13 protein-coding genes are annotated in these 13,633 nt (G+C 62.3%); 9 read left to right on the top strand and 4 right to left on the bottom strand.

Going from position 1 to position 13,633, the window contains the following annotated elements:
- Positions 1-181: 181 nt before the first annotated feature.
- Positions 182-889, top strand: coding sequence for an aspartate/glutamate racemase family protein (locus tag RHM69_RS04510; RefSeq protein ID WP_032903051.1), 708 nt, complete (start codon positions 182-184; stop codon positions 887-889).
- A gap of 123 nt (positions 890-1,012) precedes the next feature.
- Here the strand turns inward: RHM69_RS04510 and RHM69_RS04505 are convergent, their stop codons facing one another.
- Positions 1,013-1,525 (bottom strand): GNAT family N-acetyltransferase, encoded by a 513-nt coding sequence (locus RHM69_RS04505; protein ID WP_014718491.1) that lies wholly within the window; start codon positions 1,523-1,525, stop codon positions 1,013-1,015.
- A gap of 227 nt (positions 1,526-1,752) precedes the next feature.
- On the opposite strand from RHM69_RS04505, the gene RHM69_RS04500 reads away from it, so the two are divergent.
- From RHM69_RS04500 to RHM69_RS04485, 4 genes are all read left to right on the top strand, one after another.
- Positions 1,753-2,724: a helix-turn-helix transcriptional regulator gene (locus tag RHM69_RS04500; RefSeq protein ID WP_200599167.1), complete on the top strand. Its 972-nt coding sequence runs from the start codon at positions 1,753-1,755 to the stop codon at positions 2,722-2,724.
- Between the two features lie 99 nt (positions 2,725-2,823).
- A complete protein-coding gene (locus tag RHM69_RS04495) occupies positions 2,824-3,696 on the top strand; it encodes a transporter (RefSeq protein WP_200599166.1) in 873 nt (290 codons plus the stop codon).
- Positions 3,697-3,718: 22 nt separating this feature from the next.
- Positions 3,719-4,873, top strand: a complete 1,155-nt coding sequence (locus RHM69_RS04490) for an MFS transporter (protein ID WP_200599165.1) — start codon at positions 3,719-3,721, stop codon at positions 4,871-4,873.
- Positions 4,870-5,982: a class II histone deacetylase gene (locus RHM69_RS04485; RefSeq protein ID WP_200599164.1), complete on the top strand. Its 1,113-nt coding sequence runs from the start codon at positions 4,870-4,872 to the stop codon at positions 5,980-5,982. Before RHM69_RS04490 ends, RHM69_RS04485 begins: the two co-directional genes overlap by 4 nt.
- Here RHM69_RS04485 and RHM69_RS04480 read toward each other — a convergent pair.
- Positions 5,972-7,111, bottom strand: a complete 1,140-nt coding sequence (locus RHM69_RS04480; RefSeq protein ID WP_019817067.1) for a glycerate kinase — start codon at positions 7,109-7,111, stop codon at positions 5,972-5,974. The genes RHM69_RS04485 and RHM69_RS04480 overlap by 11 nt on opposite strands.
- A gap of 133 nt (positions 7,112-7,244) precedes the next feature.
- Positions 7,245-8,345, bottom strand: a complete 1,101-nt coding sequence (locus RHM69_RS04475; RefSeq protein WP_073844687.1) for a sugar diacid recognition domain-containing protein — start codon at positions 8,343-8,345, stop codon at positions 7,245-7,247.
- A gap of 157 nt (positions 8,346-8,502) precedes the next feature.
- On the opposite strand from RHM69_RS04475, the gene RHM69_RS04470 reads away from it, so the two are divergent.
- Complete coding sequence (locus RHM69_RS04470; protein ID WP_032903042.1) at positions 8,503-9,813, top strand: MFS transporter; 1,311 nt, start codon at positions 8,503-8,505, stop codon at positions 9,811-9,813.
- Between the two features lie 48 nt (positions 9,814-9,861).
- On the opposite strand, the gene RHM69_RS04465 is transcribed toward RHM69_RS04470, so the two are convergent.
- A complete protein-coding gene (locus RHM69_RS04465; RefSeq protein WP_014718499.1) occupies positions 9,862-10,566 on the bottom strand; it encodes an SDR family oxidoreductase in 705 nt (234 codons plus the stop codon).
- A 101-nt stretch (positions 10,567-10,667) separates the two neighbouring features.
- On the opposite strand from RHM69_RS04465, the gene RHM69_RS04460 reads away from it, so the two are divergent.
- From RHM69_RS04460 to rarD, 3 genes are all read left to right on the top strand, one after another.
- Positions 10,668-11,570, top strand: coding sequence for a LysR family transcriptional regulator (locus tag RHM69_RS04460; protein WP_014718500.1), 903 nt, complete (start codon positions 10,668-10,670; stop codon positions 11,568-11,570).
- Positions 11,571-11,651: 81 nt separating this feature from the next.
- Positions 11,652-12,662 carry an aldo/keto reductase gene (locus RHM69_RS04455; RefSeq protein ID WP_032903041.1) on the top strand — a complete coding sequence of 337 codons (1,011 nt, stop codon included), beginning with the start codon at positions 11,652-11,654 and terminating at the stop codon, positions 12,660-12,662.
- Positions 12,663-12,698: 36 nt separating this feature from the next.
- Positions 12,699-13,580 carry an EamA family transporter RarD gene (rarD, locus tag RHM69_RS04450; protein ID WP_014718502.1) on the top strand — a complete coding sequence of 294 codons (882 nt, stop codon included), beginning with the start codon at positions 12,699-12,701 and terminating at the stop codon, positions 13,578-13,580.
- Positions 13,581-13,633: the final 53 nt, after the last annotated feature.

Genomic DNA, 13,633 nt, shown 5'->3' with positions numbered 1-13,633 from the left:
AACGAGTGGTAGGTATAGCCAATGTTGAGGCATCGCACCTTAATTTAGCGCCGGGTATTGATCAGAAGTGATCGTTGATCAAGGTTATTTGAACTGCTCCGGTGAATTGGCTGGCAACTGCGTATGACTCATCCGCCTTCAATGGGTAAGGTGAAGCCACACTTTTTGTCCGGAGCACCACATGCGCACCATCGGCCTTATCGGCGGCATGAGCTGGGAGTCCAGCGCCGAGTATTACCGCCTTATCAACCAGCGTGTGCGCGACCAGCTCGGCCCGCTGCGGTCGGCGCAAGTGTTGATGTACAGCGTGGATTTCGGCCCGGTGGAACAGGCTCAGCATGCCGGGCGTTGGGACGATACCGCGCTGATCCTGGAAGATGCCGCGCGACGCTTGCAGGCCGGGGGGGCTGATTGTGTGGTGCTGTGTACCAACACCATGCATTTAGTGGCACCGCGCATTGAGGCGGCAGTGTCGATTCCCTTCCTGCATATTGCCGATGCCACGGCGGCTGCGGCCCTGGAGGCCGGGACCTTGACGGTAGGCTTGTTGGGTACCGCGTTCACCATGGAGCAGGATTTCCTTAAATCGCGCCTCGCCGGCCAGGGGCTCACCGTGCTGGTGCCAGACGCGGATGAACGCAAGGCGGTGCACCGAATCATCTATGAAGAGTTGTGCGTGGGCGTCATCAGCGACGCCTCGCGCCAGGTGTATCAGCAGGCGATCCAGACTCTCGCCGCACGCGGCGCTCAGGCGATTATTCTTGGCTGCACGGAAATCTGCCTGCTGATCCAGCCCGAACACAGCGCACTGCCGCTGCTGGACACCACCGCGTTGCACGCGCAGGCCGCGGTGGGGTTTGCCTTGCAGGGCATCTGTACCGGGCGCTGACTCTGTGGGCAATGCATGACCCGTGTGGGAGCTGGCTTGCCTGCGATAGCGGTGGTTCAGTTGAAGATTCAGTGACTGATACTCCGCCTTCGCGGGCAAGCCCGCTCCCACAGTTTTACAGGATCAAGCCGACGTGCGCAGGCGCGCCATGCTCAGGGTGTCGACAAACATACCGTCGCGCAGGGCGTAATCGCGCAGCCGCCCTTCCACTTCGAAGCCGAACTTGCGGTACAGGTTGTGCGCAGGCTCGTTGTCGGCGTAGACCGTCAGCTCCACACGGCGCAGGTTCATCCAGTTGTCGGCCACCTCCAGCGCGGCCGCCAACAGCCGCGAACCGACACCCTTGCCCTGCCAGGCGGGCGCCACGCCCATACCCAACGAACCAACGTGGCTCTGGCGTACGCGCAGGTACTGCTCAAGCCCTAATTGGCCAATCACCTCACTGCCATGCAACGCCACCAGTTGCAGGCGCCGCTCGTTATCCATCACCAGGCGCTTGCGCCACATCTCAACCGACTGAAAAGGCATTTGCAGCACCTGACGGCAAACAGCCGGTTCGTTGTATAGCGAGGCGACGCCCTCCAGGTGGGCCTCGGTAAAACGCTGGATCACGATAGACGGTTCAGGTGGGTGCATTGCATTTCATCCTTTGAAAGACAAGTGGCGGACCAGTTTAGAGGCTAAGCGCCTGGCTGACGAGTCGGGCGTTTTCTTACCAGCCAACCAGCACCATCCTGCATCTGAACGATGGCGATCCCTATGCGCAGCGCCGATACTCAGCTCAGGCCCTGCCCCGTCAACCCGACACTTCGGCCTTCACCCTGTGACGAGAACAACAAAAAAAGTCCCACAGAGGAATACCCATGAGCCGTCTTGATTACTCGGGCCTGTTGCAGGCCTTCAGCACCCTGACCCTGGACCTGCAACGCTTGGCCCAACACCAGGACATCGAACACTTCCAGTGCCATGCCGTGGCACGCGTCAGCCAATTGCTGGCCTTCGACAGTGCCTGGTGGGGGCGCTCGGCTGTCATCAACGGTCTGCCGCAAGAGCACAACAGCTACCTCTACCAGTTGCCGCCCGACTACCTGGCGGACTGGCAGTCAATCCGCCATCTGGACGTGACCGTTGCACGGGTGCATGCCTCGCCTGGCGAGGCAGTAATTATCGATATGCGCGACCCCGCCAGCGGCAGCGCCTTGAACTGGCTAGCGCATCGCCACGGCCTAGGTGAATTGCTGTGTGTCATCCATATCGACCCGCAAACCCACCTCAGCCACCACCTGACGCTCTACCGCCAGCCCACTGCGCCCACGTTCAACGCGCAGGATTGCCAGTTGCTCAATAACCTGATGCTGCATCTGGTGGCGGCGGTCTCGGCAAACCAGATACGCACCTTGGTGGCCATGCGTGAAACCCTGGCCAGCCCGCGCAATCTGGCCCTGGCGGTGTGCGACCCTCGGGGTGTGTTGCAATGCGCCGAGCGCGGTTTTGTCGACCTGCTGCTCAGCGAATGGCCGCAATGGTGTGGCCCCACCCTGCCGGTGCCGCTTGATGAGCGCGGGTATGACGGCAAGCGCATCCACATCCAGGCGTCCCCAGTGGGCGACCAATTGCTGTTGGCCGCGCGCCTCAACCGTGCCCTGCCCCAGCTCAGCCCACGGGAAAACGACGTGGCCCAAGGCTTCGGCGAGGGCAAGACCTACAAGGAAGTGGCCCGCGACCTTGGCCTTTCGCCCAATACCGTGCGCCACCATATTCGCGCCATCTACGCCAAGCTCGGCGTCAAGGACAAGGCGCGCATAGCGCACCTGGTGCACGCCCCGCCCGACTGACCCTGCCCGCTTCTCCCACGGTTTTGCCACGGTCGTTTTTTACGGTCACGGGCTGCTGTTGCCCATTTTCCGGCCTCCTCTAACACGAGACGCTTCGCCATGACTTCAACGCGCCTACGTAACCTGACAGTGCTGTGCGCCAGCCTGTTCAGCCTCGACAGCCAGGCTGCCGACCTCAACGCCCACGATTTTTTCGCCGCCCCACCGGGCACCCGCCTGGGTGTGCTGTACCTGCCCGCCACCCGCGCCAGCGATTTCCATGGCCCCGCCGACAGCACCGGCAAGGCCGACCTCAGGGTCAACGCCGTGGCCTACCGTCAGGTGTATTTCACCGACGCCTGCGGCACGTTGTGCACGCCGCAATTCATCCTGCCCTTTGCCGACATCAGCGCACGCCTTCCCGGCGCCAACCAGCGCAGCCGCGAGCGCGGCCTGGGCGATCCACAGGTGGGCGGCACGCTGTTTTTCGTCAACGACCCGGTGACGCGCACTTACAGCGGCTTGTTGAGCCTGATCACTGTGCCGATAGGTGAGTACCACAGCCAAAACCCGGACGTGTCCCCCGGTGCCAATCGCTGGGGCGCCACTTTTGTCTACAACTACACCCACGGTATCGGTGAGAAATGGGTGCTGGAAGCCAACCTGGAAGCCCAGCTCTATGGCCGCAATAACGATTACTTCGGCAGCGAACTCAAGCAAGCCCCGCTGTATCGCCTGCAGGCTTTTGCCTCGTATGACTTCAGCGCCGCCACTTACGGCACATTGCGCCTGATCCAGGCCGACGGTGGCGCCCTGCGCCTCAACAACCGTCGCCTCGACGATACCCACAAGCGCTACACCCAAGTCGGCTTCGAACTCGGGCACTGGCTCGACCGGCAGAACCAACTGATGGTCAGCCTTTCGCAACACGTTGCGGCTTCCAATGGTTATGCCGGCACCGAAGCGCTGTTGCGCCTCGTGCATGTGTTCTGACCCCTTTCCCTGGAGCTTGAAAATGCCCATTTCCAACCCTGCGATAACGGCACGGCTGGCGGCGATCGTACTGTTTGCCGCCATCACTCCGACCCTCCTGATGACTGCTCCCGCCGTGGCCGCGCAGTTGGCCAGCCAATGGCAACTGAGCCCGGCGCGGATTGGCGACTTGTTTTCCGTGGAACTGGGCGCCATGAGCCTGGCGACCTTGCCCGCCTGGTGGTGGCTCAAGCGGGTTGACTGGCGCACTGCCGCCCGGGTCGCCGCGCTGTTGTTCATTGCGGCCAACCTGCTGTCGATGCTCGCCGACACCTACGCCGTGCTGCTGGTGTTGCGCGGGGCCAGCGCCCTGGCCGGCGGTTCGTTGATGATCCTCTGCCTGGCCAGTGCCGCCACCACCGCCAATCCCAGCCGAGTCTATGGTTTGTGGGTGATGGGGCAGTTGATCGTCGGTGCCGTCGGCCTGGTGGTGCTGCCTGGTTTGTTCGAACGGTTTGGTTTGAATGCCTGCTACCTGATCCTGGCAGGGTTGATGGCTCTGCTGCTGCCATTGGCGCGGGCTTTTCCCGCCGGTAGCCGTGCGTTGCCCGCCAGCCGCACCCCGGTCTTGCCCGGTTCACGCTGGAAAGCCGCCCTGGGGGTTGGCGCGGTCCTGGCCTTTTATATCAGCTTGGGAGGGGTCTGGACCTTTATCGGTGCCTTGGGCGCCAGTGCCGGGATTTCGGCGCAGCACAGCGGCGACATCCTCGCCATCGCCACCGTGATGGGCATTGCCGGGGCCGCGAGCGCTTCACTGATCGGGACCCGCTTGCCGCGTGGAGTGCTGTTGTTGCTGGGCTACCTGTTGATGGCGGCAGCGGTGCTTCTGTTGTTCGGCCAGCCCGCATTGCTGCGATTTGCTTTGGCGGCGCTGCTGTTCAAATTCACCTGGACCTTCATTCTGCCGCTGATCCTGGCCTGCCTGGCCGACCTTGATCACAGCGGCAAGCTGATGAACGCCTCCAACTTGGTCATCGGCGGCGGCCTGGCCATCGGCCCGGCGCTCGCTGGCCGCCTGATCGAGGCCAGCGGCGGTTTCAGCCTGTTGCTGCTTGGTGCAGCCGCTATCACCTTGCTGTCTCTGGTGATGATCGCCGCCAGCCGTCCCCATTCCCCCACTGAACTGGAACCGGTATGAACCCAACCACCGCATTTTTTTTCGACGAAATGAGCCTGTGGCACAGCGCCGGCGCCCATGCGCTGACCCTGCCCGTGGGCGGCTGGGTGCAGCCGCCGGCCGGCAGCGGGCATGCCGAGTCACCGGAGACCAAGCGCCGCCTGAAAAGCCTGTTGGATGTCTCCGGACTGAGCCGCCAACTACAACTGCATAGCGCGCCGCCCGCCAGTGAAGAGGATCTGCTGCGGGTCCACAGCCGCGCTTACCTGCAGCGTTTCAAGGCCTTGAGCGATGCGGGTGGCGGTGAGCTTGGCCCCCAGGCACCGATTGGGCCAGGCAGCTTCGAAATTGCGCAACTGTCCGCCGGACTGACCCTGGCCGCCGTGGACATGGTACTCAACGGCCAGGCGCACAACGCCTATTCGCTGTCGCGGCCACCGGGGCATCACTGCCTGGCAGACAGCGCCATGGGCTTTTGCTTTCTCGCCAACATTGCCATTGCCATCGAGGCCGCCAAGGCCCGCAGCGGACTGAACAAAGTTGCCGTGATCGACTGGGATGTGCACCACGGCAACGGCACGCAGTCGATCTTCGAAGAACGGGCCGATGTGTTGACGATTTCCCTGCATCAGGACGGCTGCTACCCGCCCGGTTACAGCGGCGAGCAGGATCGAGGCCGCGGGGCGGGCGTGGGGGCCAACATCAATATCCCCTTGCCGCCAGGCAGTGGCCACGCCACCTATCTACACGCCATGGAACGCATCGTAGTGCCCGCGCTGGAGCGCTTCGAGCCGGAGTTGATCATCGTCGCCTGTGGTTATGACGCCAACGCCGTCGACCCGTTGGCGCGCATGCTGTTGCACAGTGAATCGTTCCGGCTGCTGACCCGCGCCCTGCGCCTGGCCGCCGAGCGTCTGTGCCAGGGCCGCCTGGTGCTGGTACATGAAGGCGGCTACAGCGAAGCCTATGTGCCGTTCTGCGGCTTGGCGACCCTGGAGGAACTGAGCGGAGTGCGCACGGCGGTGCAAGACCCGATGCTTGAATTTGTGCAGTTGCAGCAACCCGGTGCGCAGCTACAGGGGTTTCAAGAGCAGTGGGTGGAGCGGCTGGCGCGCGGGGTCAGCGAGTAGCTGCCAGGCGCCATACCCGTGCAACGTCCGAGGCCCGCTCACGCAACAGGCGCGGCGCCTCGTGACAGGCTTGCTCCAGAGACATCGGCCCCGACGGCAAGGCGAACGCTGCATCCACACCGTGGGCGTACATCTGCTCGTAGCCGTCGCCCAAGGTGCCCGCGATCACGACCACCGGCACGCCGTGTCGCCGGGCAATGCGCGCCACGCCAAACGGAGTTTTTCCCCGCAGCGTCTGGGCGTCGAAGCGACCTTCACCGGTGATTACCAGGTCGGCGCCACGCACCGCTTCATCGAGGCCAACCAGTTCAGCGACTACCTCAACCCCTGGACGAAACTGGGCAGCGAGAAACGCCTTGGCAGCAAAGCCCAGGCCACCGGCGGCGCCGCTGCCAGGTTCGTCGCGCACATCCTTGGGCAGCACCTGAGCGCAATGGTCAGCGAAGTGCCCAAGGGCCGCGTCCAGGTGTGCCACTTGCTCGGGACTCGCGCCTTTTTGCGGGCCGAAAATCGACGAGGCACCGTGGGGGCCGCACAGGGGATTGTTGACGTCGGCGGCGATTTCAAAACGCACCTGCGCCAGGCGCGGGTCGAGTTGTTCAAGGCTGATATGGGCCAGGCGTGCCAATGCCAACCCACCCGCCGGCAGTGGCTGACGTTCGCTATCCAATAGCTGCACGCCAAGGGCCTGCATCGCTCCCGCCCCGCCATCGTTGGTGGCACTGCCGCCAATCGCCAGGATGATGCGCTGCGCCCCGGCATCCAGCGCGGCGCGGATCAACTCGCCGGTGCCATAGGTGGTACTGGAACAGGCGTCGCGCTGCCCCGGCGCGACGAGTTGCAGGCCGCTGGCCTCGGCCATCTCGATCATCGCGGTATGGCTGTCGGCCAACCAGCCCCAACGTGCTTCGACGCTGTCGCCCAGCGGGCCTCGGACTGTTTGCCGACGTAATTGCCCCTTACACGCGGCGAGCACCGCATCCACCGTGCCTTCACCGCCATCGGCCATCGGGCATTGAAGCACGTGCGCATCCGGCCAGACCTCGGCCCACCCCTCGGCAATCGCCTGGGCGACGCCTGCGGCACTCAGGCTGTCTTTGAACGAGTCAGGGGCGATCACGATTTTCATGGACGTTCTCCGGTTTTTATAACGCCCATGCTGCCAGTTGGCAGGGGCGATGACGCGGGGCCGATGCACAAGTGTGGGGCGGGTTTGTTGTTCATTTCTACAATGCCCGTTGTAGGAGCGAGCTTGCTCGCGCCTACAGGGGGTGGGGCAGCAGTTGTACGCCCAGGTACAAGGCAAGCATCCCATCTAGCGTCAGCGGGTCTACGCCGCTGAGTTCGGCTATGCGTTCCATGCGGTAGCGCAGGCTGTTGCGGTGAATGCCCAAGGCGTCGGCACACGCCTGGCTTTGCCCGTCGTGCTCGCACCAACTGCGCAACGTGGCGAGCAGTTGCCCGTTGCTGTCCTTGGCCAACACCTTGCGCAACGGGTTGAGCAATTCGTCCAGGGCGTCGTCGTTGCGATGACGCCAAAGCATGACCGGCAGGCGATAACGGTTGAGGGTCAACAGGCGGGATTGCGGCAGGATATCGCGGCCATAAGCCAGCAGATCTCCTACCCGGCGGTAACAGCGGCGCAGCCCCGCCAAGCCCTCCGCTTGCCCGCCGATGGCAATGCGCTGGATGTTCCAACCCAGGCCCTCGAGCTTTTCCAGCAAGCGGGGGTTATCGACCTGCACCGCAGCAGGTCGACACCACAGCAAGGAGAACTGCGCAGAGCTGACGCACCAACTGTCCGGGTAGCGGCTGGCGAGCCAGGCGCTCAGGGCCTCCGCCGTTTGGCCCGGGCCCAGTTCAAACAGGTACGGCGTGCGCGCCAGTTGTGGCTTGAGCCCCAATTGCTGGGCTTCGTCCACCAGGCGCGGGGAGTCGCCGCTGTCGGCCAACAGCAGGGCCAGCAGATCATCGCAACGCTGGCGCCGCCATTGTTGCTCGGCTTGCTGGTGGCGTTGGCTGACCAGCATTTCGGCGGTCATACGCACCAGTTCGGCGTAGGTGCGTAACCCATCTGGTTCTCCGGTGATACCCAGCACGCCAATCAGGCGCTGATCATGCAACAGCGGGAGGTTGATGCCGGGTTGCACACCCTTGAGATGCTTGGCGGTCTGCCCGTCGATTTCCACCACACGCCCATTGGCCAACACCAATTGCGCACCTTCATGGCGTGTGTTGATACGCTCCGGCTCGCCGCTGCCCAGGATCAAGCCCTGGCTGTCCATGACATTGACGTTATAGGGCAGGATTGCCATGGTGCGATCGACAATCTCCTGCGCCAGGGCATGATCCAGCTCGAACATGGGGCTAATTTCCTAAAAAAGGTTGTTCACCGGCACAGCGCAAAGGCAGCTTGACTGTGCGCCAGCACAAAGACAGCTGCCCGTCACGTCACCGAGACTGTCAGGGCGGTCAACGTTACCCTCGCACCGCGAAAAATCATAATAAAGAGAGAATCCCATGTCACAGAGCGCCACTGCCGCACTGGCCAGCGATGACGATAAGAACGCCATCTACAAGCGCATCACCCTGCGCCTGATCCCCTTCATCTTTATCTGCTATCTGTTCAATTACCTCGACCGGGTAAACGTTGGCTTTGCCAAGCTGCAGATGCTCGATGCGTTGAAATTCAGTGAAACCGTGTACGGCCTGGGGGCCGGGATTTTCTTTATCGGCTACGTGCTGTGCGGCGTGCCGAGTAACCTGGCGCTGACCCGGTTTGGCCCGCGGCGCTGGATCGCATTGATGATGATCGTGTGGGGTACGCTCTCCACATGCCTGCTGTTTGTGACCACACCCACGCATTTCTACGCCCTGCGCCTGCTCACCGGTGCCGCTGAAGCCGGCTTCTTCCCCGGTGTGGTGTTGTACCTTTCGCAGTGGTTCCCGACCTTCCGCCGTGGGCGAATCATGGCACTGTTCATGTCGGCGATCCCGGTGTCCGGTTTGCTCGGCAGCCCGTTTTCCGGCTGGATTCTCAATCACTTTGCCGCAGGCCAAGGTGGCTTGGCGGGCTGGCAGTGGATGTTCCTGCTGCAAGGCATCCCGACCGTGATCCTCGGCGCCCTCGCCTATTTCCTGCTCAGTGACAGTTTCGCCAACGCCAAGTGGCTCAAGCCCCATGAGCGTGCGGTACTGGAAGCTGACCAGGCCACAGACCTGGCAAACAAGCCGAAAACCACCAGCGACTCCCTGGCCCAAGTGTTCAAGAACCCGGCGATCTGGGCATTCGGCCTGATCTACTTCTGCATCCAGAGTGGCGTGTATGCGATCAACTTCTGGCTGCCGTCGATCATCAAGAACATGGGTTTCAGCGACAACCTGGTGATTGGCTGGCTCAGCGCGATTCCGTATCTGTTGGCGGCAGTGTTCATGCTGCTGGTGGGCCGCTCTGCCGATTTGCGCAAGGAGCGCCGCTGGCATTTGGTGGTACCGATGTTGATGGGCGCCATTGGCCTGGTGATCGCCGTTAACTTCGCCACCACCCCCGCTATCGCCATTCTCGGCCTGACCATCGCCACCATGGGCGCCCTCACCGGCCTGCCGATGTTCTGGCCGGTGCCCACCGCGATGCTCAGCGCGGGTGCGGCGGCGGGTGGCTTGGCGTTGATCAACTCCATGGGGCAGATGGCGGGGTTTCTCAGCCCGTATATCGTGGGTTTTGTGAAGGATGCTACCGGCTCTACGGATGTGGCGTTGTACCTGCTGGCGGCGGTGATTGTGAGCGGCAGTGTTCTGGCATTGCGGATGACGCGCACGCTCAAGGCCTGACGCCTTCAACGTGGGAGGGATCTGCTCCCTCCCACTTGGGCCATGTATTTACAACAGGCCGCCACCGTCGATATCAACCACCGCACCGGTCATAAAGCCATTTTCCATGGCCAGTACATACCCCGCCGCCACTTCTTCAGCCTGCCCCACCCGCCCAACCGGCAACCCTTGGCCCGCCTTGGCAAACATTGCCAAACGTTGCTCTTGGCCAAGCCCTGCATAGGCCGGTGTGTCTATCACCCCTGGGCTGATCACATTGACTCGACGCGGCGCCAGTTCTTTGGCCAGTTGCTTGCCCAAGGCCTCGGTCGCAGCGTTAATGCCCGTCTTGATGAACTGCCCTGCCGCCAACTTGCGCCCCAACTGGCCCGAGGTCAGGGTGATGCTGCCCTGCTCGTGCAAAAACGGCAGCGCGTGTTGAATGGCGCGTAGTGCGCCCCAGAGCTTTACATCGAAGTTGTCCCGGGCTTCATCCAGGTCTGTTTCGATCAAAGGCTTGGCCCGCACCGAAGGCCCCGAGGTGTAGACCAGATGGTCAAAGCGCCCCACGGTTTCGAACAACTGCTTTAACGAGGCGCTGTCGGTGACGTCCACCGGCTCGTTGCGCAGCCCGCTATCGGAACCTGGCGCCAAGCGGCGCCCGGCCACGATCACATGCGCGCCTCGCGCCAAGGCTGCCTGGGCAACTGCCGCGCCGATACCGCTGCTGCCACCGATGACGATGATGGTTTTACCGCTCAGAGAAGAGGTCATGAGAAAACTACCTGGGTCAGAAAGTGAACGTTCATCTTCCCAGCTTGGTAATCGATGAAAAATCCGGGTAAAACGACAAGATCTTTAAAGGATTTTTATCAATGAGCTCGATTCTCGACCTTGAAGTCTTCGTGCGCAGCGCCGACACCGGTAGCCTGACGGCCGCCGCCCGTGGCCTGGGCCTCACGCCAGCGGCCGCGAGTATCGCCCTCAAGCGCCTTGAAACCCGTCTCGGCATCCGCCTGCTTGCCCGCTCCACCCGCAGCATGCGCCTGACCGAAGAAGGCCGGCGTTATCTGGACAGCGTGCGGGTAGCGCTGGAAGCCCTGTCCGAAGGCGAACATGCCATCAAGCAACAAGGCCAAAGCCTCAGTGGTTTATTGCAATTGGCCGCTCCCTCGGACTTCGGTCGCAATGTGCTGTTGGGCTGGTTGGATGAGTTCAAGCTGGAGCACCCCACTATCCGTCTGCAACTGTTGCTCAACGACAGCAATGCCGATTTGTTTCGCGACACTGTCGACATCGCCTTGCGCTTTGGCGTGCCGAGAGACTCCAGCCTGGTGGCCCTGCCGGTGGTACCCGATCACCATCGCATTGCCTGCGCCAGCCCCGACTACTTGGCGCGCCACGGCACCCCGCATACGCCCGAAGACTTGGCCCACCACAGCACGCTGCGCTACATGCGCCGGGGCCAGGCCAATAGCACCTGGTATTTCCGCCAGGGGACCTTGCTCCAGGAGGTTGAAGTGAGCGGTGACTATCTCAGCGACGATGGCGAGATTGTCCGCCGCTGGGCGTTGGCGGGGCATGGCATTGCCTATAAAGCCAACCTGGACGTGGCCCGTGATATCCAGGCTGGGCGGCTGGTGCCCCTGCTACTCGACTGGCAAGGCGAACCCACGCCATTCAACCTGATGTGCCCTCACCGCCTGCAAGTGTCAGAACGCGTGAAAGTGCTGCATCGTTTTTTACAGGCCCGTTGCGAGACTTTGCTACGCGCATGAACAAATCCGCTCAGGGCTTGTTCCAGAGCGCTCGGGTCTGGTATTGCATGACTCACGTTTACCTGCCATGAGGAGCTTTGCATGATTTACCGTACATTGGGTCAGTCCGGGTTAAAGGTCAGCGCTCTGACCCTCGGCACCATGATGTTTGGCGAGCAGACCGGTACCGAAGACTCGCTGCGCATCATCGACAAGGCCTGGGACCAGGGCATCAACTTCATCGATACAGCTGACGTGTATACAGGCGGACGCTCCGAGGAAATCGTCGGCGAGGCGATTGCACGCAACCGCCAGGATTGGGTGGTGGCCTCCAAGGTCGGCTTCGGCCCTACCGACGGCGTGCCCAACCGCAGCGGTTTGAGCCGCAAGCGTCTGTTCAACGCGCTGGACGCCAGCCTGGCACGCCTGGATACCGACTACCTGGACATCTACTACCTGCACCGCGAAGACCACCACACGCCGTTGGAAGTGACCGTATCCGCCATCGGCGACCTGATCCGCCAGGGCAAAGTCCGCTACTGGGGCCTGTCCAACTACCGAGGCTGGCGCATCGCTGAAGTGATTCGCGTGGCTGAACGCCTGGGCGTGGATAAACCCATTATCAGCCAGCCGCTGTACAACATCGTCAACCGTCAGGCCGAGGTCGAACAGATCACCGCTGCAGCGGCCTACGGCCTGGGTGTGGTGCCTTACAGCCCGCTGGCCCGAGGGGTTCTTAGCGGCAAGTACGCCCCGGACGTCACGCCCGAGCCCGGCAGCCGTGCCGCGCGCCAGGACAAGCGCATCCTGGAAACCGAGTGGCGGGTTGAATCACTGCGCATTGCCCAGCAGATCCAGCAATACACTCAAGGGCGTGGCGTGGGGATCGTCGAGTTCGCAATCGCCTGGGTGCTGAACAATGCGGCGGTGAGCTCGGCGATTGTCGGGCCGCGAACCGAGGCGCAGTGGGACGCCTACACCGGAGCGCTGGCGGTGAAGATCAGCGCTGAGGACGAGGCGTTCATTGATTCGTTGGTTACGCCAGGGCATTCGTCCTCGCCGGGGTTCAACGATGTCGGGCATTTTGTATCCGGTCGATTGGCACGCCTGTAGACTACCCGCGCAATAATTGGCTTTCGCGAGGGCAGCGTGTCTAAAGGTGTTGTGTTATCGGTCTTGGCCTCGGTGTTGTTCGCCGTGATGTATTACTTCACATCACTGCTTACGCCCCTGAGTGGCCTGGAGATTTTCGGCTGGCGCATGCTGCTCACCGTGCCCTGCATGACGGTGTTCATGCTCGTCAGCGGCGAGTGGCGCAGGGTCTGGGAACTGCTGCGCATGCTGGCGGCCAAGCCACGGCTGGTCGGCGGCGTACTGGTGTCGTCGGCCTTGCTCGGCGTGCAGTTGTGGTTGTTCATGTGGGCGCCGCTCAATGGGCGCAGCCTGGACGTGTCCGTGGGATATTTTCTGCTGCCGTTGACCATGGTGCTCACCGGGCGCCTGGTCTACGGCGAGCGCCTGTCGCGGCTGCAACAGATTGCTGTGGTGTTTGCCGCGCTGGGTGTGCTGAATGAGCTGTATCAGGCCGGTGGTTTTTCCTGGGCAACACTGGTAGTGATCATCGGCTACCCGGTGTACTTCGTGGTGCGTAAATACCTGACCACTGATCATCTGGGAGGGCTGTGGCTGGATATGGCGTTGATGCTGCCGGTGGCCTGGTGGTTTGTACAAAGCGGCGAACAAGGCTTTGCCGTACTGGATGGGCATCCAAAGCTCTATGCATTGATTCCCATGCTGGGCCTTATCAGTGCCTCGGCGCTGGTGAGTTACATCATTGCCAGTCGCTTGTTGGCGTTCAGCCTGTTCGGGCTGCTGAGCTATGTGGAGCCGGTATTGCTGCTCGCGGTGGCGTTGCTGTTGGGCGAAGGGATCGAGGGCGGACAGTGGCTGACCTATATTCCGATCTGGCTGGCGGTGATGGTGCTGGTGTATGAGGGATTCAAGCATTTGGTGCGTCAGCGCCGGGCTTGATGGGAGGCTGAGAGTGGATGTCGGCTGTGGGGGCGTCCGTACCCCTCTGTCAA

It is taken from the genome of Pseudomonas sp. CCI1.1 (assembly GCF_034348165.1).
GTDB lineage: Bacteria > Pseudomonadota > Gammaproteobacteria > Pseudomonadales > Pseudomonadaceae > Aquipseudomonas > Aquipseudomonas paracarnis.
This window is presented reverse-complemented; position numbering and strand designations above follow the sequence as displayed.